Below are 25,440 nucleotides of genomic sequence, written 5' to 3'. Positions count from 1 at the left end.
CAAGAGGTCGGCCCGCCCTATCCAGGGGACGGTCGGGAGGGGTCAGCAGCAGGGACCGTCGCCGCAGCAGGCGGGCGCGTTGCATTCGGCGGCTGTGCCCCACAGTCGTGCGTCGACCTCGAAGCCGGCTTCCTGGATCTTGGTGACGACATCGGTCATCAGGCCGCGCGTGCGGGTCTTGCTGTTCGGCTGGTGGTGCAGGAAGTACCCGAACTGCTCGTGGCACCAGTTGGCGTACCAGTCGGTGTGGAGGATGAGGGTGTGCCATCCGGGGTCGACCTGCTGAGAGGGGGCCATGGTGGCGCCCGAGCCGGTCGTGCCCATGACGTAGACCAAAGCGAGGGCCTGGTCCATGACGCGGTCGGCGACGCAGCGCTCCAAGCCGTATTCGGCGGCGCAGAACCCGGTGAGCATGTCGAAGTCCGCGTCGGCGACGAGAGATCGGCCCGTGCGCGTTGTGGTGGCGACAGTGGTGGTCATCTCGTGGCCTCCTGAGCGCTGGCGGCCCACGTGCGCTGCACGTTGGCGGGGTTTCGGGTGCAGGACAGGAGCCAGTCCTGGCCTGCGTGCAAGAGGGACTTGGCGGGCTTTGTGGCCATGACCAGGACGTTATGCAGTGCAATTGCGCTTCCGCTCGGCGATTGCGCGTGATTGCCCACGGAGGCACGGCTCTTGCGGCTGATTGCCTAGCCGAGGTCCAAGGACGCCCTTGCCCGGCCAATCAGGCGACGTGCCGGCGCACCGTACTCGCCGGCCTCGGCCAGCCAGTCCCAGGCCCGCTCGTACAACTGGATGTCGTCCTCGCCGGTGAGCCACAGCTCTTCGCTGATCGTCTCGACAATGACCAGTCTGCGGTCGTAGATCCAGAAAGCATGCGGCGCCGTACGGCGCAACTGCGTGCCGAACGGAAGGATGCCGAGTTCGATCCGGCGCTGGCCCACCAGGTTGTACAACCTGTCCAGTTGCTCAGCCATCACGTCCACGGGGCATGAGCGGTGGTACAGGGCGGCCTCGCACACCAGGAACCGAAACGTCTTCTCGGGGTCGTACAGCGCCTCTTGGCGGCGCATCCGAGCCTCGACAGCGGCCTCGGTCGTGGGCGGGATGCCTCGGAACTCGGCGTTGGCGTCAAAGATGACACGGGCGTACTCCGGCGTCTGGAACAGCCCCGGGACGCGCGACACCTCAAGCCCTCGGATCATCTTCGTGGCCTCGGTCTGGCGCACGGCGATCTCCTGGCGGCCACGGTGTCCGCCCGCCAGCTGGCGCCGCCATGAGCGGTGCCGCTGCTTCATCTCCAGCCCGGCCCGGAGCCCCTGCAGCTCAGCCTCGACGTCCGGCCGGCCGCAGGCCTGTGCCCAGGCGGTCAGGTCGGCCGGGGCTGGAGTCTGCTTGCCGTTCTGGAGCCGGGAAACCTTCGACGGCTGCCAGCCCAGCTCGGCGGCAAGGTCTTTGCCTTCCAGACCGGCCTCGGCGCGCAGCTCGCGAAGGCGCGCGCCGAGGGCTTCTCTGGCGGTCTGGAAGTCCGTACTCACACGGTGGAACGTACCCGCCTGGCGAATTCTTCGGTACGGACCGCGTGATGCCAGGCGGCGTCCCGGGCCTGGCAGGCGGCGAGGACGTCGGCCGGGTCCTCGGTGACATATACGCCCAGGGTGGTGTCTTCGTTGTCGAAAGCGAAGCGGGCGAGGATCTTGGAGTCGAAGAGCCAGAAGTCGTAGTCCGGCAGCCGCAATTCCTCCGCCATGACGCGCGTCAGGTTGCGGATGTCCTCGCCCGCAGCGACGTTGCTGGGCGCGCTGGCGAGGAGGAACTCCTGCCCTCGGGTGAGCGGTTGGTCGATCAGGCGGACGCGCTCGAACCGCTTGCCCAGGGCCGTCTGTGCGCGGACGTTCTCCCGCCAGGCGTTGTCGGCGCCGTGGGCAATGTCCTCGCCCGCGAGGAACCGGGACCACTTGGGGTTGTTGCGGTCAGAGGCATAGCCGCGGCGCGTCTCCAGGCGCCACGCGGTGTGCTTGAAGTCGCGGAAGAGGTGAGAGATTGAGGCGAACGGCTGGAGTTCCGGGGCGTTGCTCCTCGGTGCGTACCGGGTGAGCAGGCTGCGCGGTACGCGGACGAAAGTCTCGGACTCCTTGACGTCCCGCAGCTGGGCGAGGTGCTCGGGGTCGGTCTCGCGCTCGCCCTGGACGAGGATCTCGTCCGTGCCCTCGATGTCGTACAGGGTGGGACAGTCGCCGTCGTCGCTGGTCGTGCCGATGAACCTGAGCGTCATGTGGCCCTCCGTTTACTCGGTTGGAGATCCAGGATGCGGGTGCAGAGACGGGCGGACTCGAGGATTGCAGCAGATTGCGCGTCCTGCTCGGTGGGCGCAGATTGCGCGCAAGCGGACATGACGCCGGGCGCCTTTATCGGCTCAGCGTTTCCTCAGGGCTCATGACGTCATCATGCGGGGCCTCGGCTGCGCGTTGAGCCCGGCATTGGCCCCGAGGAGTCTCCAGCACGCCTGCTCGGCCCCGAGAGCTTCGCCCGGTCGGCCGCCCGTACTGTCACGGCCGCGATCACGCCGCTCACTGGCTCCGTGCCTCCTGCTTCAACCGGGCCGCGAGGTCGATACCCTCCTGCACGGCGATGTCGAAGTCGGGGTCCTGGTAGAGGCGGATCCTGCCCCGGTAGTCCACGATGACCGCTGCGACAGCGTTGAGGTCCGTCTCCGACGATGCCTCCAGTGCACGCTGAAGATCTGCTTCAAAGGACTCCCGGTCGCCCGGAAAGCCGTGTCCGGACCGAAGAGCGGCTCGAAATGTCGCCGATGGTCTTCAACGGCAGCGCCGCAGGCCCGGGCGCGTCCGCGTACTGTGCGCTCACGATCGTCTGCTCCTTGCTGTCCGTTGTCCTACGAGGAGTGTCCTACGACGGAACGAGTACCGCTGTAGAGACTCCCTCGTCAGTGCGCCAAAGGTCCGTGCCCCAGGACACCGCCCAGGAAGGCGCGCCACGCGTCGCTACTAACAGTGATGACGGGGCCGTCTCACACTTGGAGTCGCGCACAGCACCGTCGCCGTAGGCACTGATGAACCCCGCGCACCTGGTCGAACTGATCAGTGCGCTGGCCGGCGACATCGATGAACAGGCGATCCACGAGTACCGGGACCTCCTGCGAACCCGGCTGCGCGGTCAGCTCCTCTGAAGCTCCTCGATGACCTGCTCCACCATCCGGCGTGCAGGATTCAGCCGAGGGTCCTCGGGATGCGCGTCCCGACCAAGGATCTTCGAGCACACGAACAGCGTCATCAGCTTGCCGTCCCGGCTCTCGAAGTCGCACCGGCGCTCTCGCCGTACGCGATCGGCCAGAGCCGGGACCGCAAGGGAGCTTGCCCACAGTGACGCTGAGTCCAGCCCCAGGGGTGCGATCCCCCAGTCCTCCCAGTCGAAGAGGCTGAACGTCGGCGCCGTCATATTGGCCCAGTTCAGATCCGCGTGGGCGGGCACCCATCGCTCGACCGTCGCATCGAAGCCATCAGGGAAGACACTGCGGATCGACTTGGTAACGAGCGCCTGGGTGATCGTGACCGTGTCAGGCGTGGCGATGCGCCTTGTCTCCTGGCCGGCCAGGGCGTCCAACGAGGCGTTCAGCGCCTGCCACCACTTGTCCAGCAGTACCGGGGCTTCGCTGAGCACAGCGGTTCCGATCGGGGGTCCAGGCAGGAGTCCCGTCTCGTCGGCCCGCCACATGGCAGGCTCGTCCGAGTCCTGCCAGACCATGCAGCCGAGCCATGCGGGCTGCGCGATGTCCGTCAGGCGAGCGGCGCACTCCGTGCCGTTCCAGCCCTGGACTCCGATGCTGTCGACCGTCCGCCGTTCGATACGTACCCACGTGCCGCGATCCGTTCGCGCCCCGACTGTGCGGCGCTTACGCACCACCGTATTGCGATCCAGACAAGTCTGAAGCGACCGATCCACGTGATCGAGCACTTGATCAACCGGTTCGCTCCGCAGGTCGACGGATCGAGCTGATACCGAGAGCGCCATAGGGGCGACCGTAGCAGTCGGACTCTATGCAGAGGCTGTGCTCCTGAGGTCGGTGGTCGCCCCTGGAGGGCCTCAGCGGAGCAAGTGATCCGCCTTACCTGCCTTGATGTCGAGGATCATGGTCCGCAGGGCGTCTCGGCTGTCCGTGATGAAACGGTCCTCCTCGCCGTGCACCGCTATATATGCGTTGCCGGTCGCGTCGACACCTATCCGGAAGCATGAGTTGCCTTCTCCGCAGAACGGCTCTTCCCACTGGATCTCGGACATGACGTCTCCTAGAGCTCACGTGCGATGGTGTGGATGAAGTCCCTTGAGTCGTCGGGGGACAGCGCCAGATCCTCCATCCGGTCCAAGTGAGTACGGTACTTGGCCAGCTCGTCCTCCCCGTAGAGGAAGTCCGGGCCGTGAGAGTTGTCGATCTGCACGGTGTCGAGTTGCTCCGTCGGCCCTTCTGCGTACAGGACGGTCTGACCCGCGCCGGGAAAGGCGCCGTGGGTAAAGGGGACGACCAAGACCGTCAGGCCGTGCTGCTCGGACTGGTCAAGGAGATGTTCGAGCTGATCACGGGCGACCCGAGGCCCGCCGAACTGCATGCGGAGCGCCGCCTCGTGCAGGATGCCGGTGAAGGTCGGAGCAGCCTCGGCGGCGAGTACCTCTTGGCGGCGGCTGCGATGGGCCGCTCTCATCGCCACCTCGTGCTCCGGGAGATGGGGGAGGACGGCGCGGAAGACCGCGAAGGCGTAGTCGGTCGTTTGAAGCAGGCCAGGAACGTGGACCGTGCACGCGGCGCGCATGCGAACGGCTCGCGACTCCAACTCGGCGATGTCCAGCAAGCCTTGGGGTAGGGCTCCGCGGTACTGCTCCCACCAGCCCTGGGTGCCGGCGGAGGCCATCTCGGCCAGTGCGGCCACGTACTGCTCGTCGTCGCAATGGCAGTGATGAGCCAGGGTGCGCAGACGCTCCTCACTGATGTTCCGGACCCCGGACTCCATGTTGGAGATCTTTCCGCGGTCGACGCCCAGGAGGTTCGCCGCCTGCTCTGCGGACATGCCTGCAGCCACGCGCATCCTGCGCAACTCGTGGCCGAGGCGCTTCTGTCGCTGTGTGAGGACAGCCTTCGGAGGCATGCCGTTCCTTCCGTCGTGCTCAGACGCAGTCTGCCGTGTCTTCCCGCCATGAACCACGATCGAGCTAATTTGCCGAAACCCATGGCAAATTTACCTGGAGCGGCCTACGTTGAGCACTGAGCCGCTCACGCTCAGCGACCAGAAGTGCATCGCGCATGTCTGTCGAGTTTCTCCTGCCCTGGGAGTGGCGGGCCTGCGCCGGGGTGACAAGCCACTGATCGCTACGTGGTGCTGGATCGACGCACACACCCACTGATTCAAGGAGGCCGCACGTGAACCACCAAAACTGTCTACGTCGGAAGGGGTGGGAGGTTCCCTTTGTGGCGACACCGAGAGAGGTTCCTGCCTTGCGCCGGATCATGCGAAGTCACCTGACCCACTGGGGTCTCCTCGGTGTGCTGGAGCAGGCCCAGCTCTGCGTCAGTGAACTGGTCACCAACGTAATCAAGCATGTGGGAGTAGGTGTCCCAGCCACGCTGGCCGTCTCCATGAACGGCACCAATCTGCATCTGGAGGTACAGGACCCGGGGATGGGGCAACTGCCGACGCTGGGCCGAGCGGAAGCCGACTCAGAAGGCGGGCGGGGTCTCGCGCTCATCGATGCGGTGTCTGAGTGTTGGGGTGTTCGCCTCGGTGTAGAAGGGAAGGTCACGTGGTGCGAGTTGGCCACAGCACTCACGTCCCCGCACGGGCACATTCGCGACCATCGCGTCTCGCGCGCTGACGGGATGCTTACCTCGTACGGCGTACCCGTTGCCTGCCCTGCAGAGGCAGGTGGTTTGGCCGCTGACCGAGCCGCCGAGAGAGCTGTCGATCTGATTGCAGATCTCTTGCTCTGGATCCAGGCTCATGGCCTGGATCCAGAGACCACGCTCGAGAGGGCGCAGGAGCGTTTTGAGGCTGCCGCGCCCGGACCGGTGCGATGAACGCCGGGAGCGCGGGCGGGCACTCCGATCCGGCCAACGTCTTCAATATCGGTTGGCGTGACCCGGATTCGCTGCGGGTGCTGTGCCGAGTTGCGGGGGAGGCCGGGTTCTTGGACGGCGTGGAGGTGCTGTCCTTGGCCACCAGTCCCACCGAGAGAGAGCTTCTGCTGACGGTTGCTGTCACGGAGGACCTGGTTCTCGCCTCAACGAGGTTCACGTGGAGTGAAGTTGAGCCTCCCGACGGTATGGCAGGTATCGAGGCCGCACATCACGTGCTGGGGCGCCTGGCCGAGATTGCACGGCGTGCCAGGGCTGGATTGAGCGCGTACACGTGGTTGCGGGTGGCTTCAGAACTGCAGCAGGTGCGAGTGCTTCTCCAACAAGCCTGTACGGATTGACGGTTCGCGCGTCTGATTCGTGACCGCACAGTGTGGAGAAAGGCGATGGCTGCGTTCTAGGGTGGCACCATGTCGATGGATGACAACGCCTTGTTCGATGACCCGCGCGGCCTTACGTCTGCAGAGGCCGCATCGGCAGTTGATGGGGCTCAGAACAGCGGTGTCGAGCGTGTGACGCGCTGGTTCGAGGGCCACACCGACTTGGAGAGCCGCTTCTCCTCTGTGTTCAGGCAAGCCATGGACGAAGTGCTCGACGGGCAGAGGACCGGAAGGTACGACGTTGACACCCTTGAGAAGACGGAGAAGACCTATCTCGGCACGAAGGTCGAGATTGTTTGTCGCGCCGCCTTCAATCTGCCATACGGAGACGATATGGACTATCGGATCTGTGATCAGGAGGTGGACGCCAAGTTCTCGCTCGAAGGGAAGTGGATGATCCCTCGTGAGGCGATGGGGCACCTCTGCCTGCTGATGGCCGCGAACGACCGGATGTCCAGCTTCAAAGTCGGTATCATACGCATTTCGGAAGACGTCCTGACCAGAGGGGGTAATCAGGACGGGAAGCGTTCAATTTCTCTTGCCGGACGGAGTCACATAAAGTGGCTCTGCCGCGAGGGGAAGCTGAAGAGCAATCTGCTGTTGGGGCTCGATTCCGCCACTCGGGACGTATTGGAACGAGTACCTGTGGGGCAGAGCAGAGTGGACCAACTGTTCAAGTACGTTCATGGGCGCATCATTGACAGGAACGCCGTGGTGACCGTCGCGAAGCAGCTGGATGCACCAAAGCGGGTGCGGGACGCGAGACACAGACTCGGCCCGGAGGGTGTAGTCATTCTGGGGCATCAGAAGGACAGCCCTCGTGTGGCAGCAGCTCTGGGACTGCCAACCCCGGAGAAGGGGACGTGGATAGCGACACGTCTGGTCCCCGCTCCGAATACAGGGGACGGACGGCCGCTGGCTTGGATCGGCGGAATCTCGTACGTGACGGCGAGGGCGGATGAGGCACCTCATCCGGCACCCGCCATCGACTACTAAGCACTCAGGATGTACGGCTTGATCTGACGCGCAATGGCCTCGGCAAGGACAGCCGGGACAGCGTTGCCGATCTGCTTCGCAATCTGAATCTTGGTACCGCACCACAGATAGGTGTCGGGGAAGGTCTGGAGCAGTGCGGCTTCTCGATGAGTGATGGGGCGATCCACTCGGTAGCCATTTGGGCCGGGTTCCCACTGGGGGTGCAGGTACTGCCCCTTCTCAGGCTTGTAGAACTCGGTCCGGATGGTCAGCGAAGGCTCGTCCCATCGCATCCTGCCCATGACGTCCGTGGTTCCGGAAGGCTTGTTCTTCCAGCAGTTGGGCAACAGCTCTTCCGGGAGGTCGAAGCGTCCTCCTCCTGGCGGAACGTGTGCGTACCGGAGCAGTGAAACGTCCGTAGGAGTGCGCCCGATGTGCAGGTCTTCGCTCTTGTAGATTCCCGGCACTTTCTCACCGAAGAACGAAACGGACGAGTCGGGGAGTGCCTTGACGGTCGGCACGTCGAGTAGCTGCTTCCCCTTGAAGGCATCGTGAACCGTGCGCCAACTCTTGAGCCCCATGGGATTGCCTTGGCCGTGGGTTGGCTCGGGGAGAGGGATCTTGCCGATGCGAGACCCGATCACGATCGTGCGCTTGCGCCGCTGAGGCGCTCCGTAGTCTGCGGCCAGTAGCAGGCCGTAGGTCAACTCGTATCCCTCGAGCAAGCCGCCGTGGCGAACCTCGGCCTGGAGCAGTGAGAACTCGGAGGACTTGAGGAAGCGGTCGACGTTCTCGATGACGAAGACCTTGGGGCGGGCGTGCCTGACGAAGCGGATGTACTCCTTCCACAGCTTATTGCGTGGGTCGTTCACATCCCTGGTACCCAAGTTTGAGAAGCCCTGGCAGGGCGGCCCGCCGATGATTACGTCAGCCGCTGGGATCTCATCATCTTTGATGTCCTGGATGTCTCCCCAGCGCATGTGGGACTCGCCGAAGTTGGCCGCGTACGTCGCCGCGGCGTGAAGGTCCCACTCGACTGCCATGACCGGTTTGTACCCATTTGCGGCGACAAAGCCGGAGGTCATGCCGCCGCAGCCTGCGAACAGGTCGATCATGGAAATGCGCTTAGCCATGCTGGACAGGTTAATCCCAGGGACTGACAGTTGCTCTCGATGAGGACGAGAACATCAGTGGGTGCTGGTGTTGAGAAGGTGGAAGGGGGCTGCGAGGTGGCGGTGGCAGAGTGGCCGGTTGTGTTGACCGTCACAGCGTGCTCAGGTAGCTCCGCAGCTCGTCGTAGTCGCGGATTCGTCGCTGATCGCGCATGCGCCTGAAGTTGTCTCTGATGGCGAGCCGGGGCTTGCGCTTGGTTCCCGAGCAGTACTCGTCCAGCGCGTCGGAGAGGGCGGGCAGGTGCAGGTGGTATACGCAGTCGACGTCGCCGGCCCCCCGCGCGAGGAGTGCGAGCATCGCCGGCCTCGGTTCCATCGTTACCGCGGCGAAATGCGGCATGCGACCGCGGCGGAGCGCAGCCATCTTGGCTCCCTGGCTCCTGCAGTCCTGGGCTCGGTCTGTCCGAAGTGTCCATTTCAAGGACAGTCCAGCAACAAGGTGTCGCAGGGGTGCGGAGTGCTCGACGGTGTTGGTCAGCTCCCTCGAGACGGTGATGTCCAAGTTGAGCAGTGACTCCTCACCCATCAGGTTCAGGAGTTCCCGACGGCGTTCGTCAGCCATCTGAATTTCATTGCGGATGTTGTTCAGATGTTCGTTCAACTTGCTACGTATCTCTTCGTCGAGACCGGAACGGGCTGAGTATTTGTCTAGTTCTTGGACGGCTCGCTCGACTTCCTTCGTCATGTCCCTGCGCAATTCCCGGGCGGCATTGATGTGCGCGAACTGTTCAAAGCCGGGGAATGCTTTCTCCGGTTCGACCGTAAGGTGCGGCGCCTCGTCTTTCAACGCGTCCTGGAGATCGGTGGACGTCAGGGTGGACATCAGGGTGCCGATCGTCGTCTTATTGCCGTCGTTCTCCTCCGGCGGGACTGCGTCTGTCGCGATTCCCATGGCCTCAAAGAAGAGCTTACCCAGAGCGATTGAGCCTGTGTCGCCCTTGTCGGATGTATTCGGCCTTCCGTCGCGATAGCCGCAGAGTGACTTGACGAAGGGTGCAGGCAAGGAATCCCCCAATTGTGGTGAGTAATCCAATGAGGCGATGATCTTGAATCGCTCGCCTTGTGTTCGGGATGTTATTCGCGAGGAGGTTGTTCTGGATTCTTCCGTATTTTAGGCGTTCCTCGTTGTAGGTTGAGCCGTTTCTTGGCGATGGCTTCGGCGATCGAATCCGGGACTTCATGCTCCCAGAATCGTAGGACGGTCCAGCCCTGTGATTCCAAGTGCTGTGTGGTCTCGAGGTCGCGTGCGACGTTTTTCGTCAGCTTTGTTCGCCACCATTCGGCGTTTGCCTTTGGGTGGGTGGCGTGCTCGGGGCAACCGTGCCAAAAACACCCGTCAAGGAATACTGCGATCTTTGCTCGACTGAACGCGATGTCGATCGTACGGCGTGGCATGCCAGGCACCGGGTAGTTCACTCGGTAGCGCAGCCCCGCCGCGTGCAGCAGTTTGCGCACCGCGACCTCTTGAGCCGTGTCGCGGGAACTCTGTCGGCTCATCCGAGCGGACACGGCGGGGGATGATGGGACGGCACCTGGCACGGGAAGCATTCTGCCGGCGCGGTGGTGGCATTGTGAGGTGTACGGCTGACCGGTGCTATGAGGACGTAGGGCCGATCGCTTCTCGGCATTGTTGTGCTTCCGCAGCCCGCCTCAAGGGCGCTCCCGCGTCGGCCGGGCCCCGATGGCCCTTCGGGCCACCCTTGACCCGCTGCTCCAGCACAGGGGAGAAGCGAGCGGGCGGCCCGAGGGAAGCGGGTCCCAGGGTGGGGTGCCGTTCGGTTGGCCAGGGGCTGACCGGAGCTGGGAGCGCCTCAGCGGAGTGGTGGCACGCCGGGTGGTCGGCGGCTTGTGCCTCGCTGCCGTGGGGGCGTCTCTATGCTCCATGGCAGGTGGTGTAGTCCTGGGGCGAACCACACCAGCAATCGGCCCCCCTCTGCGGCGGCCAAACCACAGCCCGCCCCCGCGCCGCCAACGTCGTCGCATACTGCGGCAGCAGCGTCCCGTCCTCCGGCGACGCCCCTTCCGACGCAGCAAACGCCTCGTACGACGGCACAGTCCCCGTCACGATCCCCAGGTTCGGCGTCCCAGAAGAGGCCAGCTCGCGCAGCGAGGACTCTATGGTCGTCAGGTGCTCCCCGTGGGACGGGTACTCGGAGGCCAGCCCCGGATACGCCGACAGCAGCTCCTCCAGCTCGGATGTCGGCCAGTGCAGGACCGCCACCGGAAACGGCCGGGACAGTGCCTCTCGGTACGCGCCCAGCTCCGCCCGCAGTCGCGAGATCTCCGCCTCCAGCTCCGCCGGGTTGTCCGAGCCCAGGGACCACACCCGTTTCGGGTCGTGGAGTTCGTCCAGGGAGACCGGCGAGGAGTGGAGGGTGTCCGCCAGGGTGTCCCAGTCGTCGTGGGCCAGGCCCAGCATGCGGCGGACGCGGTGGCGGCCGAAGAGGAGTGGATGGGTCGAGTACGGGGGTTCTGCCCCATCCGTCAGGAGCAGGCTCGTCGCCTCCGTGAAGGTCTGCTCCGCCGCCTCCAGCTCGTCGTGTGACTCCAGGGCCTCGGCCACGATCACCCAGGGCGCCGGGTCGCGGGGCGCCGAGGTCCGGATTCCGTCGATGATCGCCCTTGCCTCTGCCTCGTGGTCGTACTCCCAGAGGTTCGAGGCCTTCAGGGCGCGTACCAGGGCAGGGCTCTCCAGGCCGTCGATCGAGGACAGCAGGCGGTCGTAGAGCGTCGTCGCGGCGGGGCGGTCGCCGGCCAGTTCCAGGTGGGCCGCGGCGCGCAGGAGCAGGGCCTCGGCGTCCTCGGGATACAGGCCGGCGGTCCGCTCCAGGCGTGCCGCTTCGGCGGTGTGGTCGACGTTCTCGGCAGGCGTGTCGGGGCGCATGGGTGACACCGTACTGCCGGGCGGTGACAAACGTGAGGCGCAAAGGAGAGGGAAAGAGGTGAGAAAGGGGAGGTGGGGAAGTGAGTGTCGGCCCTTGGGTGATGGGGGTGACGGCCGATCGGGACCGCTATCTTCGAGGCGGACATCGACAAGCGGAGTCGGCATGGAGAAGACGGGCGCCCTGGTCGCCGAGGATCAGGCGGCGGCCGGTGCCGTAGCGGACGGCGCGGGGCACAGTGATGCGCGGCCCGAGTCGCCCCGGTACGGGCCGCTGCTCCTCGTGGGAGCCGCCGTCGTCCCCGGTACGGTCGTGATTCTCCTCGGGCGCTGGGGGGATGCCCCTGCCGTGCAGGCGTGGCGGACCGTGTGTCTGGCCGTCACGGTGCAGGCCCTGCCCTTCCTACTGCTCGGTACGGCCCTGTCCGGCGCGATCAACGCGTTCGTGCCGGAGCGGGTGTTCAGTCGCATCCTGCCGCGGCGGGCCGTGCTCGCCGTGCCCGTCGCCGGTGTCGCCGGGGCCGTCCTGCCCGGGTGCGAGTGTGCCTCGGTGCCGGTGGCCTCCAGTCTGATCGGGCGTGGGGTCGCACCGGCTGCCGCTTTTGCGTTCCTGCTGTCCGCTCCTGCCATCAATCCCGTCGTGCTCACCGCCACCGCCATCGCGTTCCCCGGGAACCCCGCCATGGTGCTGGCCCGGTTGGTCGCCTCGCTCGTCACCGCCGTCGTCATGGGGTGGTTGTGGCTGCGCTTCGGGCGGGCGGAGTGGTTGCGGCCGACCGCGCGGCATACCGGGCACCAACACGGGCGCAGCCGGTGGAACGAGTTCCGGCTCGGGTTCCAGCACGACTTCCTGCATGCCGGGGGGTTTCTCGTGCTCGGGGCCATGGCGGCCGCCACCTTCAACGTCGCCGTTCCCCGGTCCGTGCTCGACACCTTTGCCGGGGCGCCCTGGCTGTCCGTGCTCTTTCTGGCCGGGCTCGCCGTGCTGCTCGCCGTGTGTTCCGAGGCCGACGCCTTTCTCGCCGCCTCGCTGACCGGGTTCCCGCCCATCGCGCGGCTCGTGTTCATGGTGGTGGGGCCCATGGTCGACCTGAAGCTCATCGCCCTTCAGGCGGGGACCTTCGGGCGGGCCTTCGCCGTACGGTTCTCCGCCGCCACTGTTGTCGTCGCTGTCGCGTGCAGTTCGTTGATCGGTGGGGTGCTGCTGTGAAGCGATTCCTTCAGGCGGTGCTGCTCGGGCTCTGCGGGCTCGGGCTGCTGCACGTCTCCCTCTTCACCGACCTGTGCCTGAGGTACGTCAAGGAAGGCATGCGGCCCCTGCTCGTCGCCTCCGGCGTGGTGCTGCTCCTGCTGGGCGTGGCCAGCGCCGTGCTCGACAAGCAGAAGGAGGAGGAAGAGGGGCACAGCGGGCACGATCACTCCTCCCTGCCCCGCGTCGCCTGGCTGCTCCTCCTTCCGGCGCTCAGCCTGCTCTTCTACGCCCCACCCGCCCTCGGCGCCTACACCGCCTCCCGGCAGCCGCCCAAGGCCGTCGCCGAGCAGAGCGACTTCGATCCGCTGCCCGCCGCCTCGCCCGTCCCCATGACCCTCTCCGGCTTCACCAGCCGGGTGCAGCAGGACCGGGCGCAGGCCATCAAGGGGCGCAGCATCCGGATGACCGGGTTCGTCACACTCGGGGGGCCGCACGGCAGCTGGGATCTGACGCGAATCATCCTCAACTGCTGTGCGGCGGACGCCCAGTCCGTGAAGGTGCGGATCTACGGCGGTCCCGTACTGCCCGCCAACACCTGGGTGACGGTGACCGGGGCCTGGCATGCCGGCGGGAAGCTGGGCACCAGCTCCGCGCCGGTCGCGCTCGACGCCCGTACGGTCGAGAAGGTCGCCCGGCCGGTGAACGGATACCAGGACGCCCTTCCGCTGCCCTGATGCCCTGAGCCACCGCGCTACACGGTGACTCCGTCCACCTGGAGCGTCTGCACCGACTTCGCCGCGAAGGGGACCGACAGGGACTTGCCGCTCAGGTGCGTGTCCGAGTGGGACGTGTAGAGGTCCGAGCCGCCCGTCGTCACCGTGTTCCAGCGGGGGACCAGGCCGCCCGAGCCGCCCGTCACCGTCGTGAACTTCGACAGGTCGAAGGTGAGGGTCTGGGCGGAGGAGGAGGTGTTCGCGGCCACTATCACCAGGCGTTTTGCCGACTTGTCCAGCGCCGCCACCGCATAGCTCGCTCCCGTGTCCAGGATCGTCATCCCCGGGCGGATGTGGCGGCTGAACTGCGCCATCACGTAGTACTTGGTCTGGACGGCGCCCGGCTGGAGTGTGTTCGCGTCGTACGCGATCATCGCCCAGCCCGCGCTGGGGTCCATCACCTGCCAGTACACCCAGGCCGTGGGGTGCAGCCAGCGGAAGTCGTAGAGGAGGTTGCTGGCGAGGGTCATCCCCGTGCCGTCGCTGTCGCCCGTCTCGGAGTTCCACAGGGCCTTGCCGGCCGTCGTCACCACGTCCGTGTACAGCAGGTCCCTGCGGCCGCCCGAACCCTGGTAGCCATGGACGTTGACCCGGTTCACGTACCCCTTCGTCGTGGAGGAGAAGGAGTTCCACGTCGTACGGGCGAGGTCGTAGCTTGTTTCGTCCGATGCCGAGATCTTTGTGCTCGTCAGGCCTCGCTTGTCCAACTCGCTTCTCAGATACGGAAGTACTGCTGCCTGGACCGTCGCGTCGATGTGGCAGCCCTCCTGCGTGCCCGTCGCCGTCCACCAGGACGAGGAGGGCTCGTTGAAGGCCTCCACCGTCGCGAAGTTCACGCCCCAGTTCTGCTTCGCGTAGAGGGCTACCGCGGCCAGGTGGGAGGCGTGCTGGCGGTAGTTCCAGGACTGGAGGTTGTTGCCGCCGTCGGAGGCGCCGGAGGGGTTGTGGTCGAGGCACATCCACCACATCGGCGAGTTGGCGAACAGCTCGGTCGTGGCCCCTCGTGCCGTGGCCTTCGTCAGCATCGCGCGCTGGGTCGCGTCGGCCGTCCACTTCCAGGCGGAGGACGTGGGGTCCTCGTTGTTCCAGTCCTGCCAGTAGCCCTCGATCTGCTTGAAGGAGGGGATGTTGGGGGAGGCCGCCATCGACTGGCCGCCGACGCTGTTCCAGCTGCATGCGCCCAGGTTGTAGCGGGCGATGTTCAGGCCGAGGCCGGGGAGCGACGTGCCGTTGTACGTCGTCGTCCTGGTGGTGAAGAAGGCGTCCGCGAAGTCGTCCCGGGCGCCGAAGACGTTCGCCCACCAGGCCAGGGAGGTGCCCCAGCCCTCCCAAGTGCCGTAGGCGGCCGAAGGGTTGACGGCAATGGTGGCGTCGGCCCGGGCGGTGCCCGTGGCCAGGGCGCTGCCCAGGAGGCCGCCGCCTGCGGCTGCCAGCAGCGTTCTGCGTCGGATCATGGCTTGGTCTCTGCCTCTCCGTGCGGCTCCAGCGCCGGTTCCCGAACCGGCGCTGACTGGTCCCCCCGCATGCCAACAGGAAGCATCGGGTCTGGTGTGCGAGGTTGTCGAGAGTTGTGGCATCCCTTTCTCAAACCCATTGAGGAAGGCGGGAGGCAATGGCTCCGCGGTCGGAGGGCCTACCGCTCTGGTGAGTTGGCGTGCCTCGCCCTATCGTGCGGGCGGCTTCTGGGGAGGCGGGTGTGCGGATGCGAGTCGTACGGCACCGTGATCGGCGCAGGCGGGCGAGGTGGCGGCGGGGGCTGTGGGGCGGAGGCGAGGTGCTCGTCACCGCCGGGGTCGTGCTCATGCTGCTCGTCGTGCACCAGCTGTGGTGGACCAACCGGGAGGCCCGGCAGGGAGCCGAGCGGAAGGTGGAGGCCCTGGAGAAGGAGTGGGGCACGCGCGGCGGGGACAGCCCGGCCCCGGGTGCTGCGCCCTCCGCGTCGGCGTCGCCCCGGCCGGCGGCGACGGGCGCGTCCGGCAGCGCGAGGCCGCGGCCGGGCGGCGCCGTCACCGTCTCCGGGCGTTCCCGCGCCTCCCAGGCGTACGCCGTCCTCACCATCCCCCGGCTGCACCTGCGCGTCCCCGTCGCCGAAGGCGTGAGCAAGCCGTACGTGCTCAACAAGGGATACGTCGGTCACTACCCCGGAACCCAACAGCCGGGCCAGGCCGGGAACTTCGCGCTCGCCGGGCATCGCAACACCCACGGTGAGCCCTTCCGCTACCTCCCTCGGCTGCGGCCCGGGGACACCGTCCGGGTCGAGACGGAGGCGGCGACGTACACGTACGCGGTCGACAAGGTGCTGCCGCAGACGTCGTCGCGGGACTCCGGGGTCATCCGGCCCGTGCCGCGTTCCCTGGTGAGGCCTTCCTACGGGTACGACGAGCCCGGCTACTACATCACCCTGACCACCTGCACTCCCGAGTTCACCTCGCGGTACCGGATGGCGGTGTGGGGGAAGCTGGTGTCGATGCGGCCCAGGGAGTAGCCCGCGGGGACCCCGAGGGGACCTCAAGGGTATGGGGCGGCCGGATGAGACGATGCGGTGGTGTCGGTCTCTGTCGATGGCTTCGACGGCTTCGACGGCTTCGACGGCTTCGAAGGCTTGGACGGCTTCGGCGGCTTCGAAAGCTTCCTGGTGAACGCGGACGTCCTGCGGTCCCTTTACGGGCACGTTCCCGGCCTGGAGCGGGTACGGGTCCGTTCCGTCCATCTCAACTGGCGTGGGCCGACGGTGACATTGCGGCTCGACCTGCCCGGCTTTCCCGAGTCACCGCCCCAGGAGTGGGCCGACGCGGGCATGGACTCCGTCCAGTGTCAGTTCGCGTTTCCCGCGGTGGAACCGCTGGTGTTCGCGCAGTGGGAGCCGCCTGCTGTGGGTGACCTGCGCGCGGTGCCGTTCGGGGGCGAGCGGCGGATGCGGGTGTCGGTCGGCGGGACGGGGGTGGACCTGCGGTTCGAGTGCGCCGCGTCCGTGGTCGTACGGCATGTCAGCGCCTTCCGTCGAGGGCCCGCGGGAGCGGACGGCGGGCCGCATCTCTTCCTGAACAGGGTGGACTCCCTGCTGTTCGGCTCGCTTCCCGCCACGCATCGGAAGGTCTTCTATGAGCGGTGACTGGCTGCGGCTGCTTGCCTCTGAGGACTTCCTGGGTGCGCTGTACGGGGGTGATCCGCCCTCGCCGGATGCGTGCGATCTCTTCTCCGTGCACATCGACGAACGCGAAGACTCCGTGACCTTGGGATTCGATACGCGGCTGTTCCCTGTGAACCCTCCCGTGGAGTGGGAGGGGAAGGGCTTCAATGCGTTCGAGTTCCATCTCGTCTTCACGGGGGTGACGGGGTTTCGGGCCACGGGATGGGGCGCCGCCGAGGCGAAGGACGTCCGGGTGTTCCTCCGGGACGGTGGAGGCCTTGGTGTGGAGCTGGGACCGGAGGGGTCCGGGATCGTGTTCCGGGCGGCTGCGGTCCGGCTGGCCGGGCCCCGTGCCTACCGAGCCTCGGACAGCCCCTGAACCCCGGCGGCTCGCCTCCGCTCACCCCCGCTCCCGCACCACCCCCACACTCACAGCCCCCAGCACGGCCAGGCCCGCCGACACGGCTATTGCCACGTCCGCGCCCCGTGCCAGGCCGCCGCCCGACGACGTGACGAGGGCGATCGTCAGGGCCACGCCCGCGCAGGAGCCGATGTAGCGGAACGTCTGCTGGGCACCCGAGCCCATCGCCGCCCGCTCGGCGGGGACCGACTCCACCGCCACGAGGGGCAGTGCGGCGTTCAGGAGGCCGCTGCCCACGCCGCCGATCACCAGGCCCGGCAGCATCCGCGGCCATGAGCCCGCGCCGACCGCGCCCAGCATCGTCAGCGCGCCCACCGCGTGCAGCAGGAAGCCCACGGCCAGCTGCCACCGCGGACCGATCCGGCCCGCCAGCCGCTTCGCCTGCAGGGCCACTACGAACGACAGGCCGGACCACAGCAGGAACAGCCAGGCCGTGTTCATCGCGGACAGGTGCAGGGTCTGCTGCAACAGGGCGGGGAGGTAGCTGAAGAGGCCGATCACCGTCAGGCCGGTGAACAGGCCGCCGGCCGCGGAGGCCAGGAAGCGGGGGCGACGCAGGAGGGAGAGGTCGATCATGGGTGTTCGCGTCCGGCGTTCCACCAGCGTGAACAAGGCCATCAGGGCCACCGTCGCCGCCAGCAGCAGGGCCACCGGTGTGCGCAGCCAGCCGTCCCGGCCCAGGGTCAGGGCCGCCACCAGGGCCACCAGTGCCGAGCCGAAGGTCAGTGCGCCGAGGATGTCGGGGCGGCCGCCCCGGGGGGCCTTCGACTCCTTCAGGGGGCGGATGCCCAGGGCCGCCACCAGCAGCGCCGCCGCGCCCAGGGCGCCGTACGCCACCCGCCACGACGGCATCGCCCCGGAGACCAGCGGGCCCGCCGCGATGCCGCCGCTCACGAACGCGCCCCACACGCCGGTCGCGTGCAGCCGGCCGCGCGGGCTCGGGAAGGCCGTCACCAGCAGGCCCAGGCTGCTCGCCAGGATCGCCGCGCTCGATGCGCCCTGGGCGATGCGGGCCAGGGTGAACAGGAGGGTGGAGGTCGTCAGGCCGCCCAGGGCCGTGGTCAGGCCGAGGGCGAGCGTGCCGGTGAGGAAGATGCGGCGGCGGCCGTAGTCGTCGGCCAGGCTGCCGGCCACCAGGAGCAGGGCGGCCAGGCCCAGCGGGGTGCCGTTCAGTAGCCAGGCCTGGGCGGAGACCGGGGTGTGCAGGTCGGCCGCGGTGTCCGGGAGCGTGACCATCGGGGCCGTGTAGGTCATCAGGGCCACGGCGGTCGCGGCGCTGGTCAGGGCCAGGGTGGCGCGGGGGTGCGGGGGTGCTGAGGGGCGGGCGTCCCGTCGTGCGGCGGTGGGCTGCCGCGCGGTGACGGTTCTTTCATTGAACCTAGGCATGTTCCGTACCGTAACACCGTTGGTTCGGTCACTGAACCAAGGGAGGGGAAATGGTTACAGTGGACCGCATGGCACTGGGCAAGGACTACGCGACGCAGGAATGCTCGATCGCCCGCGCGCTCGAGGTCGTCGGCGAGCGGTGGACGCTCCTCGTCGTCCGCGACGCGCTCTACGGCGTCCGGCGCTACAACGACTTCCTCGTCCACCTCGGCATCCCGCGCGCCGTCCTCTCGGCCCGGCTCAAGACGCTCACCGAGGTCGGGGTCCTCGAAAAACGCCGGTACCAGCAGGCTCCGCCGCGCGACGAGTACGTCGTCACCGAGCGCGGCATCGCGCTGTGGCCGGCGCTGCGGGCCCTCGCGCTGTGGGGCCGCGAAAACCTCCAGGAGACCCAGCTGCGGTCCTTCCGGCACGCGGACTGCGGCACCGAACTCGGACCGTACGGCGAATGTCCCGCCTGCGGAACTGTCGTGCCGGTCGCGGACGTTGTCCTCATGCCGGGCCCGGGACTCGATCCCGACCCGGCGGATCCGGTCAGCAGGGCGCTGCTCAAGCCGAAGCGCATGCTGGAGCCCCTGGAGGCCGGTCCCGTATAGCGAGAGCGGTCCTGTATAACCAAGGTGCAGGGAACAGAAGCGCAGGTCAGCGGAAGGGGGAGGCCATGGTCCGCAGTCGTGTCGGCGCCGCGCGTCCCGTCGCCCTCCTGCTGGTCCTGGTGAACGTGCTGCTGCTCCAGGCCGCGCTCCTCGACACCGGCAGCCTCTCCACCACCGTCGCGCTCGCCGCGACCGCCGCCGCCGGTTCCGCGCTCGCCCTCTGCTCGCTCCTCACCGCCCGCTGCGCGCCCGCCGTCCCGCCCACCCGGGTCCGCACGGCGATCCGCGACCGGGCCCGCCGTACGGCCTTCCTGCCACAGTGCGACCCCGACGCCCCGGGGCGCCGCAGACCCCGGGCACCCGGACACGCCCTCGCGACGACCTGCGCGTAGGGCACCAGCCACCAGCGATACGTGACCCCGCGCGGGTCGTCATGCCGCCATGCCATGTCCCGTCACATGCCATGTCCGGTCACGGGCCATGCCCCGTCACACCGGCACGACGACGCACCCCGTCACGGAGGGTCCACCCATGTCCGTTTTCGCCCACATCGTCGAGCAGCTCGCCGACCTGCTCCAGCCGCTCTTCCACGCCGCCGCGGCCGCCGCCGCGATCGTCCTGTTCACCGCACTCGTACGACTGCTCGTGCACCCGCTGTCCCGGGCCGCCGCCAGAGGCCAGCGCGCCCGGACCGCACTCCAGCCGAGGATCGCCGAGCTGCGCAAGAAGCACGCGAAGGATCCCCAGCGGCTGCAGAAGGCGGTACGGGAACTGCACACCGAGGAAAAGGTCTCCCCGCTCTCCGGGTTTCTGCCCAGCCTGCTCCAGCTGCCCGCCTTCTTCCTCCTCTACCACCTCTTCTCCAGCTCCTCGATCGGCGGCGAGAGCAACGGGCTGCTGGCACACGAACTGTTCGCCGCGCCGCTCGGCGGGCGCTGGGCCGACGTCCTCGCCCACGGCGGGGTCTTCGGGGCGGCCGGGCTCGTCTACCTCGGGCTCTTCGCCCTCGTCGCGGCCGTCGCCGCCTTCAACTACCGGCGCACCAAGCTGATGATGGCGAAGAACCCGGTCATGGCCACGGCGGGAGCGGGTGAGCAGGTGCCGGGGCTCGGCGCGGCCAACAAGGTCATGCCGTTCATGTCGTTCTTCACGCTCGTCACCGTGGCGGTGGTGCCGCTCGCGGCCGCGCTGTACGTCGTCACCAGCACGACGTGGAGCGCGGTGGAGCGGGCCGCGCTGTACCGCTGAGCCGCTTTCCGCAGGCCAGGGTTACGGTCCAGTACGTGAACAGGGTCTTGCGGAGTGGATGGCCGAGTTGGAGGATCGACCAGTCCTCCGATGGCTGCACCCATCGGTCGGGCGCCCGCGATCGAGGGAGATTGTGACCATGAAGCTGCTGCGAGTCGGTACGGCCGGTGCGGAGCGACCCGCGCTGCTCGACGCCGAGGGGATCCTGCGGGATCTGTCGGGGATCGTGGACGACATCGACGGGGCGCTGCTCGCCGACGAGGGCGCGCTCGGCCGGGTACGGGCGGCGGCCGAGGCCGGCGAGCTGCCCGCGCTGGACGCGGCGGGCCTCAGGACCGGGCCTCCGCTCGGCCGGATCGGCAAGGTCGTGTGCATCGGGCTCAACTACCACGACCACGCGCGCGAGACCGGGGTCGAGCCGCCCGCCGAGCCCGTGATCTTCTTCAAGGCCGCGGACACGGTCGTCGGGCCCCACGACACCGTGCTCGTGCCGCGCGGGTCCGCCAAGACCGACTGGGAGGTGGAGCTGGCCGTCGTCATCGGGCGTACGGCCCGCTACCTGGAGTCGGCCGAGGAGGGGCTGGCGCATGTCGCCGGGTACGCGGTGGCGCACGACGTGTCCGAGCGGGAGTTCCAGATCGAGCGGGGCGGGACCTGGGACAAGGGGAAGAACTGCGAGACGTTCAACCCGCTGGGGCCCTGGCTGGTGACGGCGGAGGAGGTTCCGGATCCGCAGCGGCTTTCGCTGAAGCTGTGGGTGAACGGGGAGTTGAAGCAGGACGGGACCACCGCGGAGCAGATCTTTCCGGTGGGGGAAGTCGTGCGGTATGTCAGCCAGTTCATGACGCTTTACCCCGGGGATGTCATCAATACGGGGACGCCGGCAGGGGTGGCCATGGGGCAGCCGGAGCCCAAGCCGTACTTGCGGGCCGGGGATGTTGTGGAGCTTGAGATCGACGGGCTTGGTCGTCAGCGGCAGGAGTTGAAGGACGCGTAGACGCTCCGCTGGGAGCGCCCAGGAACTGCGTCTTGGCTGTCGGCCGCGGGTGGTTCGTGGCTGGTCGCGCAGTTCCCCGCGCCCCTTGGGTGTCTGCCATTACGCCAGCAGAGAGGCGAGCCTCCTCCAGGCCTCGAGGGGCAGGGCGTCTCGGGAACCGCCGTTCACCACCTGGAGTGCCACGTGGTCCGCGCCTGCCTCGTGGAAGGCGTTGATGCGGTTGCGGATGCGGTCCTCGTCGCCCCAGGCGTAGAGCGCGTCGACCAGGCGGTCGCTGCCGTCGGCGGTCAGGTCGGCCTCGGTGAAGCCCAGGCGCAGGAAGGTGTTGGTGTAGTTGGGGAGCGACAGGTACAGCGCGAGGTGATCGCGGGCCAGGGCGCGGGCGCGGGACGGGTCGGCCTCGAGGACGACCCCGAACTCCGGGGCCAGCAGCGGGCCTTCGCCCAGGGTCTCGCGGGCCTCGGCGGTGTGCTCGGGGGTGACGAGGTAGGGGATCGCGCCCGCCGCCCGGTCGCGGGACAGCTCCAGCATCTTCGGGCCGAGGGCCGCCAGGAGCCGGCGCCCGGCCGGGACGCCGGCCGCGTCCAGCGCGTCGAGGTAGGCCACCAGGGCCGAGTACGGGCGGCGGTACTGGTCCGCGAGCTTGGCGTGGCTCACCCCGAGGCCCAGGACGAAGCGGCCGGGGTGGGCCGACTCCGCCTCGGCGAAACCGGTCGCGCTCGCCTCGGCGTCGTACTGCCAGATGCTCTGGATGCTCGTGCCGACGACGAGACGGGACGTCGATTCGAGGAGCGGGGCGGCGTGCCGGGCGGCGCTGCTGCCGCCCAGCCAGGCGGCGCCGTAGCCGAGCTCTTCCAGTTCCGCGGCGGCCTCGGCGATCTCGCCGCGCCGGGCCGGGTCCTCCGAGCGCAGTCCCACGCTCCAGACGCCGTAGCGGCCGATCGTCTCCTTGAGCGGGTGCGCGCTGCTCGTCGACTGGCTCATCGGGGCTCTTCCCTCCGGGTGGGTGTCGTGCCGTGATCTTCGTGCACGTAGGTGCCAACCGGAGGGAGCCGCGCGGTAATCCCGGTGGCGGGCTACTCGCTCAGGAACTGCTCGAGCGCCTCCACCACGAACCTGTGATCCTGGAGTTGGGGGAGGCCGGACACCGTCACCGCGCCGATGACGCCCGCGTTCTCGACGTTGACCGGGAACGAGCCGCCGTGCGCCGCATACGTGTCCGGGTCCAGGCGGGAGGACTCCTCGAACGTCGTGCCCTTGGCGCGGAAGCGGGCGCCGACCAGGTAGGAGGAGGCGCCGTAGCGCTCCACCACCCGGCGCTTGCGGGCGATCCAGGCGTCGTTGTCGGGAGTGGAGCCGGGCAGGGCGGCGTGGAAGAGCTGCTGGCCGGCGCGGTGGATGTCGATGGCGACCGGGGCCTGGCGCTCCCTGGCCAGCTCGACCAGGAGGGAGCCGAGCGCCCAGGCGTCGTCGTACGTGAACTGCCGGAAGACCAGGCGGCGTTCCTGTGCCTCCAGCTCCTCCACGCTCGGGGTGATCTCGGGGGCGAACTTCGGGGTGATCTGTGGGTGGTGCATCAGAGGGTCACCGTCACCTTGTCGCGGGCGGACCGGCGGGCCGCCTCCAGTACGTCGAGGGCCGCGGCCGCCTCCAGGGCGGTCACGGGGTTGGGTCCGGCGCCGGTCAGGGCCGCCGCCACGGCCGCGTAGTAGGCCGGGTAGTCGCCCGGCAGGGTGGGTACGGGGCGGCCGCCGTCGGTCAGCGGGGATTCGCCGGCGCCCAGGCGGCCCCACAGGGACTCGGGCTCGGCTCCCCACTTGGGGCCCGGCCGCAGGCCCTCGCGCAGGGCCGCCTCCTGCGGGTCCAGGCCGTACTTCACATAGCCCGCCTGCGAGCCCAGCACCCTGAAGCGCGGGCCGAGCTGGGCCGTGGTGGCGGAGACGTAGAGGTGGGAGCGGACACCGCCGGCGTGGGTGAGCGCGATGAAGGTGTCGTCGTCGGTCTCGGCGCCGGGGCGGCGGAGGTCCGTCTCGGCGTACACCTCGGTGGCCGGGCCGAAGAGGACCAGGGCCTGGTCGACGACATGGCTGCCGAGGTCGTAGAGCAGACCTCCGATCTCTGCCGGGTCGCCGGACTCGCGCCAGCCGCCCTTCGGCTGCGGGCGCCAGCGCTCGAAGCGGGACTCGAAGCGCTGGACGTCCCCGAGTTCGCCGTTCTCCAGCAGCTGGCGCAGGGTCAGGAAGTCGTTGTCCCAGCGGCGGTTCTGGAAGACCGAGAGCAGCAGGCCGCGTTCCTCGGCGAGGGCGGCGAGGTCCCGTGCCTCGGCGGCGGTGCCGGCGACCGGCTTGTCGACCACGACCGGCAGGCCCGCCTTGAGGGCAGCGGTGGCGAGCGGGACGTGCGTCCTGTTCGGGGACGCGATGACGATCAGGTCCAGCGCGTCGGCGCGGTCGAACAGCTCCTCGGGGCCGGCGGCCACGCGGACGTCCGGGAACTCCGACCGGGCCTGCTCCTGCCGCTCGGGGTTCGAGGTGACCACCGTGTCCAGGGCGAGGCCCGCGGTGGCGGCGATCAGCGGGGCGTGGAAGACGGAGCCGGCGAGGCCGTAGCCGATCAGGCCGACGCGGAGCGGGGTACCAGTCATGCGTCCTACTTTCGCAACGCTGTTGCCAAAGTGCAAGCGGTGGGGAGAATGGACGGCGTGAACAGGACGAAGAGCGGCGGGCCGGCGGGAGCGAACCTCTTCGCGGTGCGCAGTCACAACACCGCGCTGGTGCTGGATCTGCTGCGGGCGGCCGGGGGCGAGGGCATCAGCCGTCTCGAGCTGGCCGAGCGGACCGGACTGACCCCGCAGGCCGTCAGCAAGATCACCGCGCGGCTGCGGGAGGCGGGGCTCGCCGCAGAGGCCGGGCGCCGGGCGTCCACCGGGGGCAAGCCGCGCACGGTACTGCGGCTGGTGCCGGAGGCCGGGCATGCGGTGGGGGTCCATCTGGACCGGGACGAGCTGCGGGCGGTGCTGGTGGATCTCGACGGGGCCGTGGTGGGGGAGCGGCGCGGGGCGCTGGACCTCGGGGCCGGGGCGGAGGCGGTGCTGGGCGTGGTGGCCGGTGCGGTGGAGGGGCTGGTGGGGGAGGTGCTGGAGGCCGCCGGCCCAGGGCTCGGCGAGGTCGCCTCGCTGCTCGGCGTGGGGGTGGCTCTGCCCGGTCCGCTCGATCATGCGCGCGGGGTGCTGCACCGGGTCACCCGGTTTCCGGAGTGGGACGGGTTTCCGCTGCGGGACGCGCTCGCGGAGCGGCTGGGGGTGCCGGTCGTGGTGGACAAGGACACGAACGCCGCCGCGCTCGGGCTGGCGGTCGGGGGTGAGGGCGGATCCTTCGCCTATCTGCATCTCGGTACGGGGCTGGGGGCCGGCCTCGTGATCGGCGGGAGCGTGCATCGGGGGGTGCGGACCGGGGCCGGAGAGTTCGGGCACCAGGTCCTTCAACTCGACGGGCCCGCGTGCGAGTGCGGGGACCGGGGGTGCGTGGAGGCGCTGTGCCTGGCGGCCGTGGAGCGGGGAGAGACGGAGGAGGCGGCGCGGGTGCTGGGCGTGGGGGCCGGGAACCTCGTGGCGTTGCTGGACATCGACCTGGTGCTGCTCGGAGGGCGGACGATCACTGCGGCACCGGAGGCATTCGTGGCGGGCGTCGCGAACGTTCTCGACGCCCGGGCCCGCCGCGAGGGCGCCCTCGGGACACCGACACCGGTCCGGCTCGCCCCCGGCGGCGAACGCTCCGTGGCAGAGGGCGCCGCCCAACTCCTCCTGGCCCCCCTGTTCGGCCGACCGAACACCTGAGAACGCCTGCCGACGGGCCCGGCCCCGCTTGCCGGCGCCGGTTGCGCCCCCAAGGGGCGCGGGGAACTGCGCGACCGGCCACTGCGGGCCCGCGGCCGGGTGGGGGCCCGCGGTTCAACGGCGGTGGTCCCGACGGCCACGCAGCCAAGGGGACTCTTCCACCCACTGCTCGCCCCTTCCCTCAGAGGCGTTCCGGCGCACCCGCGCCGCCCTCCGCACGGACTATTGGCAAATCACGGTGAATGCCAGGGAATACAAGTAAATTCCCGACAACCGCTTCGAGATGTCACCGGCAGACGGGGCCAAAGGATGAGC

General features: G+C 68.5%; 28 protein-coding genes and 1 pseudogene. 13 read left to right on the top strand and 16 right to left on the bottom strand.

All coding sequences use genetic code 11. The features are described 5' to 3' along the window. Positions 1 to 42: 42 nt before the first annotated feature. The 7 genes and pseudogenes from AQI88_RS20595 to AQI88_RS20565 all read right to left on the bottom strand — a co-directional run bounded on the left by AQI88_RS20595 (position 43) and on the right by AQI88_RS20565 (position 5,156). Positions 43 to 480: a glycine-rich domain-containing protein gene (locus tag AQI88_RS20595; RefSeq protein WP_067001312.1), complete on the bottom strand. Its 438-nt coding sequence runs from the start codon at positions 478 to 480 to the stop codon at positions 43 to 45. A 206-nt stretch (positions 481 to 686) separates the two neighbouring features. Next, positions 687 to 1,535, bottom strand: coding sequence for a helix-turn-helix domain-containing protein (locus AQI88_RS20590; protein WP_067001309.1), 849 nt, complete (start codon positions 1,533 to 1,535; stop codon positions 687 to 689). Beyond that, a complete protein-coding gene (locus tag AQI88_RS20585) occupies positions 1,532 to 2,272 on the bottom strand; it encodes a DUF6879 family protein (RefSeq protein ID WP_067001306.1) in 741 nt (246 codons plus the stop codon). Before AQI88_RS20585 ends, AQI88_RS20590 begins: the two co-directional genes overlap by 4 nt. 406 nt (positions 2,273 to 2,678) lie before the next feature. Next, positions 2,679 to 2,726 (bottom strand): annotated as a pseudogene (locus AQI88_RS49095) (hypothetical protein); the annotation flags it as partial. A 448-nt stretch (positions 2,727 to 3,174) separates the two neighbouring features. Then, positions 3,175 to 4,029, bottom strand: coding sequence for a hypothetical protein (locus tag AQI88_RS20575; protein WP_067001302.1), 855 nt, complete (start codon positions 4,027 to 4,029; stop codon positions 3,175 to 3,177). Between the two features lie 72 nt (positions 4,030 to 4,101). Continuing rightward, positions 4,102 to 4,296: a hypothetical protein gene (locus AQI88_RS20570; RefSeq protein WP_067001299.1), complete on the bottom strand. Its 195-nt coding sequence runs from the start codon at positions 4,294 to 4,296 to the stop codon at positions 4,102 to 4,104. 8 nt (positions 4,297 to 4,304) lie between these two features. Then, positions 4,305 to 5,156, bottom strand: coding sequence for a helix-turn-helix domain-containing protein (locus tag AQI88_RS20565; RefSeq protein ID WP_079057691.1), 852 nt, complete (start codon positions 5,154 to 5,156; stop codon positions 4,305 to 4,307). 272 nt (positions 5,157 to 5,428) lie between these two features. On the opposite strand from AQI88_RS20565, the gene AQI88_RS43300 reads away from it, so the two are divergent. From AQI88_RS43300 to AQI88_RS20555, 3 genes are all read left to right on the top strand, one after another. Continuing rightward, positions 5,429 to 6,082, top strand: coding sequence for an ATP-binding protein (locus AQI88_RS43300; protein WP_107118610.1), 654 nt, complete (start codon positions 5,429 to 5,431; stop codon positions 6,080 to 6,082). Next, complete coding sequence (locus AQI88_RS20560; protein WP_067001296.1) at positions 6,079 to 6,480, top strand: hypothetical protein; 402 nt, start codon at positions 6,079 to 6,081, stop codon at positions 6,478 to 6,480. Before AQI88_RS43300 ends, AQI88_RS20560 begins: the two co-directional genes overlap by 4 nt. A 69-nt stretch (positions 6,481 to 6,549) precedes the next feature. Continuing rightward, positions 6,550 to 7,515, top strand: a complete 966-nt coding sequence (locus tag AQI88_RS20555) for a NaeI family type II restriction endonuclease (protein WP_067001294.1) — start codon at positions 6,550 to 6,552, stop codon at positions 7,513 to 7,515. Here AQI88_RS20555 and AQI88_RS20550 read toward each other — a convergent pair. The 4 genes from AQI88_RS20550 to AQI88_RS20540 form a co-directional block, all read right to left on the bottom strand. Continuing rightward, positions 7,512 to 8,627, bottom strand: a complete 1,116-nt coding sequence (locus AQI88_RS20550; RefSeq protein WP_067001292.1) for a DNA cytosine methyltransferase — start codon at positions 8,625 to 8,627, stop codon at positions 7,512 to 7,514. The genes AQI88_RS20555 and AQI88_RS20550 overlap by 4 nt on opposite strands. A gap of 130 nt (positions 8,628 to 8,757) precedes the next feature. After that, the gene (locus AQI88_RS20545; protein ID WP_244184238.1) at positions 8,758 to 9,669 is read right to left on the bottom strand and encodes an NgoMIV family type II restriction endonuclease; all 912 of its coding nucleotides are present in this window, start codon (positions 9,667 to 9,669) and stop codon (positions 8,758 to 8,760) included. A 71-nt stretch (positions 9,670 to 9,740) separates the two neighbouring features. Next, positions 9,741 to 10,214: a very short patch repair endonuclease gene (locus AQI88_RS43295; protein WP_079057689.1), complete on the bottom strand. Its 474-nt coding sequence runs from the start codon at positions 10,212 to 10,214 to the stop codon at positions 9,741 to 9,743. 325 nt (positions 10,215 to 10,539) lie between these two features. After that, positions 10,540 to 11,550: a hypothetical protein gene (locus AQI88_RS20540; protein WP_067001290.1), complete on the bottom strand. Its 1,011-nt coding sequence runs from the start codon at positions 11,548 to 11,550 to the stop codon at positions 10,540 to 10,542. 163 nt (positions 11,551 to 11,713) lie between these two features. Between AQI88_RS20540 and AQI88_RS20535 the strand changes: the two genes are divergently transcribed. Together AQI88_RS20535 and AQI88_RS20530 are read left to right on the top strand one after the other, a co-directional pair. Next, positions 11,714 to 12,757: a permease gene (locus AQI88_RS20535; RefSeq protein WP_067001287.1), complete on the top strand. Its 1,044-nt coding sequence runs from the start codon at positions 11,714 to 11,716 to the stop codon at positions 12,755 to 12,757. Next, positions 12,754 to 13,473 carry a TIGR03943 family putative permease subunit gene (locus AQI88_RS20530; RefSeq protein WP_067001286.1) on the top strand — a complete coding sequence of 240 codons (720 nt, stop codon included), beginning with the start codon at positions 12,754 to 12,756 and terminating at the stop codon, positions 13,471 to 13,473. Before AQI88_RS20535 ends, AQI88_RS20530 begins: the two co-directional genes overlap by 4 nt. A gap of 17 nt (positions 13,474 to 13,490) precedes the next feature. Here the strand turns inward: AQI88_RS20530 and AQI88_RS20525 are convergent, their stop codons facing one another. Then, a complete protein-coding gene (locus AQI88_RS20525; protein ID WP_067001278.1) occupies positions 13,491 to 14,966 on the bottom strand; it encodes a glycoside hydrolase in 1,476 nt (491 codons plus the stop codon). Positions 14,967 to 15,214: 248 nt separating this feature from the next. On the opposite strand from AQI88_RS20525, the gene AQI88_RS20520 reads away from it, so the two are divergent. The 3 genes from AQI88_RS20520 (at position 15,215) to AQI88_RS20510 (ending at position 17,021) form a co-directional block, all read left to right on the top strand. After that, positions 15,215 to 15,997: a class E sortase gene (locus AQI88_RS20520; RefSeq protein WP_067001276.1), complete on the top strand. Its 783-nt coding sequence runs from the start codon at positions 15,215 to 15,217 to the stop codon at positions 15,995 to 15,997. A 60-nt stretch (positions 15,998 to 16,057) separates the two neighbouring features. Beyond that, on the top strand, positions 16,058 to 16,624 hold the full coding sequence (locus tag AQI88_RS20515; protein ID WP_244184236.1) for an Imm50 family immunity protein: 567 nt from the start codon (positions 16,058 to 16,060) through the stop codon (positions 16,622 to 16,624). An 88-nt stretch (positions 16,625 to 16,712) separates the two neighbouring features. Next, a complete protein-coding gene (locus AQI88_RS20510; protein WP_244184234.1) occupies positions 16,713 to 17,021 on the top strand; it encodes an Imm50 family immunity protein in 309 nt (102 codons plus the stop codon). 21 nt (positions 17,022 to 17,042) lie between these two features. On the opposite strand, the gene AQI88_RS20505 is transcribed toward AQI88_RS20510, so the two are convergent. Further along, positions 17,043 to 18,449, bottom strand: a complete 1,407-nt coding sequence (locus tag AQI88_RS20505) for an MFS transporter (protein ID WP_067001258.1) — start codon at positions 18,447 to 18,449, stop codon at positions 17,043 to 17,045. Between the two features lie 68 nt (positions 18,450 to 18,517). On the opposite strand from AQI88_RS20505, the gene AQI88_RS20500 reads away from it, so the two are divergent. From AQI88_RS20500 to AQI88_RS20485, 4 genes are all read left to right on the top strand, one after another. Then, positions 18,518 to 19,045 carry a winged helix-turn-helix transcriptional regulator gene (locus AQI88_RS20500; protein ID WP_208615844.1) on the top strand — a complete coding sequence of 176 codons (528 nt, stop codon included), beginning with the start codon at positions 18,518 to 18,520 and terminating at the stop codon, positions 19,043 to 19,045. 65 nt (positions 19,046 to 19,110) lie between these two features. Continuing rightward, positions 19,111 to 19,437 carry a DUF6412 domain-containing protein gene (locus AQI88_RS20495; protein ID WP_067001256.1) on the top strand — a complete coding sequence of 109 codons (327 nt, stop codon included), beginning with the start codon at positions 19,111 to 19,113 and terminating at the stop codon, positions 19,435 to 19,437. A 139-nt stretch (positions 19,438 to 19,576) separates the two neighbouring features. Further along, positions 19,577 to 20,293, top strand: coding sequence for a YidC/Oxa1 family membrane protein insertase (locus AQI88_RS20490; RefSeq protein WP_067001255.1), 717 nt, complete (start codon positions 19,577 to 19,579; stop codon positions 20,291 to 20,293). Positions 20,294 to 20,432: 139 nt separating this feature from the next. Continuing rightward, complete coding sequence (locus tag AQI88_RS20485) at positions 20,433 to 21,290, top strand: fumarylacetoacetate hydrolase family protein (protein WP_067001252.1); 858 nt, start codon at positions 20,433 to 20,435, stop codon at positions 21,288 to 21,290. A gap of 99 nt (positions 21,291 to 21,389) precedes the next feature. On the opposite strand, the gene AQI88_RS20480 is transcribed toward AQI88_RS20485, so the two are convergent. The 3 genes from AQI88_RS20480 to AQI88_RS20470 form a co-directional block, all read right to left on the bottom strand. Continuing rightward, positions 21,390 to 22,274, bottom strand: a complete 885-nt coding sequence (locus AQI88_RS20480; RefSeq protein ID WP_067001247.1) for an LLM class F420-dependent oxidoreductase — start codon at positions 22,272 to 22,274, stop codon at positions 21,390 to 21,392. Between the two features lie 92 nt (positions 22,275 to 22,366). Beyond that, positions 22,367 to 22,867 (bottom strand): heme-degrading domain-containing protein, encoded by a 501-nt coding sequence (locus AQI88_RS20475; protein ID WP_067001241.1) that lies wholly within the window; start codon positions 22,865 to 22,867, stop codon positions 22,367 to 22,369. Then, on the bottom strand, positions 22,867 to 23,934 hold the full coding sequence (locus AQI88_RS20470) for a Gfo/Idh/MocA family protein (protein ID WP_067001239.1): 1,068 nt from the start codon (positions 23,932 to 23,934) through the stop codon (positions 22,867 to 22,869). Before AQI88_RS20470 ends, AQI88_RS20475 begins: the two co-directional genes overlap by 1 nt. 48 nt (positions 23,935 to 23,982) lie before the next feature. Here AQI88_RS20470 and AQI88_RS20465 point away from each other — a divergent pair, with 48 nt between their 5' ends. Further along, a complete protein-coding gene (locus AQI88_RS20465; protein WP_067001236.1) occupies positions 23,983 to 25,125 on the top strand; it encodes an ROK family transcriptional regulator in 1,143 nt (380 codons plus the stop codon). Positions 25,126 to 25,440: the final 315 nt, after the last annotated feature.

The sequence above is a fragment of the Streptomyces cellostaticus genome (assembly GCF_001513965.1).
Lineage (GTDB): Bacteria > Actinomycetota > Actinomycetes > Streptomycetales > Streptomycetaceae > Streptomyces > Streptomyces cellostaticus.
Note: the sequence above shows the minus strand (reverse complement) of the source record. Positions and strands in the feature narration are given on the sequence as shown.

Bases quoted from the DNA above. Each gene is read 5' to 3' on its own strand.
- AQI88_RS20575 (WP_067001302.1), bottom strand. From the start codon at position 4,029: ATGGCGCTCTCGGTATCAGCTCGATCCGTCGACCTGCGGAGCGAACCG.
- AQI88_RS20490 (WP_067001255.1), top strand. From the start codon at position 19,577: ATGTCCGTTTTCGCCCACATCGTCGAGCAGCTCGCCGACCTGCTCCAG.
- AQI88_RS20520 (WP_067001276.1), top strand. From the start codon at position 15,215: ATGCGAGTCGTACGGCACCGTGATCGGCGCAGGCGGGCGAGGTGGCGG.
- AQI88_RS20480 (WP_067001247.1), bottom strand. From the start codon at position 22,274: ATGAGCCAGTCGACGAGCAGCGCGCACCCGCTCAAGGAGACGATCGGC.
- AQI88_RS20570 (WP_067001299.1), bottom strand. From the start codon at position 4,296: ATGTCCGAGATCCAGTGGGAAGAGCCGTTCTGCGGAGAAGGCAACTCA.
- AQI88_RS20540 (WP_067001290.1), bottom strand. From the start codon at position 11,550: ATGCGCCCCGACACGCCTGCCGAGAACGTCGACCACACCGCCGAAGCG.
- AQI88_RS20470 (WP_067001239.1), bottom strand. From the start codon at position 23,934: ATGACTGGTACCCCGCTCCGCGTCGGCCTGATCGGCTACGGCCTCGCC.
- AQI88_RS20595 (WP_067001312.1), bottom strand. From the start codon at position 480: ATGACCACCACTGTCGCCACCACAACGCGCACGGGCCGATCTCTCGTC.
- AQI88_RS20525 (WP_067001278.1), bottom strand. From the start codon at position 14,966: ATGATCCGACGCAGAACGCTGCTGGCAGCCGCAGGCGGCGGCCTCCTG.
- AQI88_RS20505 (WP_067001258.1), bottom strand. From the start codon at position 18,449: ATGCCTAGGTTCAATGAAAGAACCGTCACCGCGCGGCAGCCCACCGCC.
- AQI88_RS20565 (WP_079057691.1), bottom strand. From the start codon at position 5,156: ATGCCTCCGAAGGCTGTCCTCACACAGCGACAGAAGCGCCTCGGCCAC.
- AQI88_RS20555 (WP_067001294.1), top strand. From the start codon at position 6,550: ATGTCGATGGATGACAACGCCTTGTTCGATGACCCGCGCGGCCTTACG.
- AQI88_RS20465 (WP_067001236.1), top strand. From the start codon at position 23,983: ATGGACGGCGTGAACAGGACGAAGAGCGGCGGGCCGGCGGGAGCGAAC.
- AQI88_RS20485 (WP_067001252.1), top strand. From the start codon at position 20,433: ATGAAGCTGCTGCGAGTCGGTACGGCCGGTGCGGAGCGACCCGCGCTG.
- AQI88_RS20495 (WP_067001256.1), top strand. From the start codon at position 19,111: ATGGTCCGCAGTCGTGTCGGCGCCGCGCGTCCCGTCGCCCTCCTGCTG.
- AQI88_RS20500 (WP_208615844.1), top strand. From the start codon at position 18,518: ATGGCACTGGGCAAGGACTACGCGACGCAGGAATGCTCGATCGCCCGC.
- AQI88_RS20560 (WP_067001296.1), top strand. From the start codon at position 6,079: ATGAACGCCGGGAGCGCGGGCGGGCACTCCGATCCGGCCAACGTCTTC.
- AQI88_RS20475 (WP_067001241.1), bottom strand. From the start codon at position 22,867: ATGCACCACCCACAGATCACCCCGAAGTTCGCCCCCGAGATCACCCCG.
- AQI88_RS43295 (WP_079057689.1), bottom strand. From the start codon at position 10,214: ATGCTTCCCGTGCCAGGTGCCGTCCCATCATCCCCCGCCGTGTCCGCT.
- AQI88_RS20585 (WP_067001306.1), bottom strand. From the start codon at position 2,272: ATGACGCTCAGGTTCATCGGCACGACCAGCGACGACGGCGACTGTCCC.
- AQI88_RS20550 (WP_067001292.1), bottom strand. From the start codon at position 8,627: ATGGCTAAGCGCATTTCCATGATCGACCTGTTCGCAGGCTGCGGCGGC.
- AQI88_RS20535 (WP_067001287.1), top strand. From the start codon at position 11,714: ATGGAGAAGACGGGCGCCCTGGTCGCCGAGGATCAGGCGGCGGCCGGT.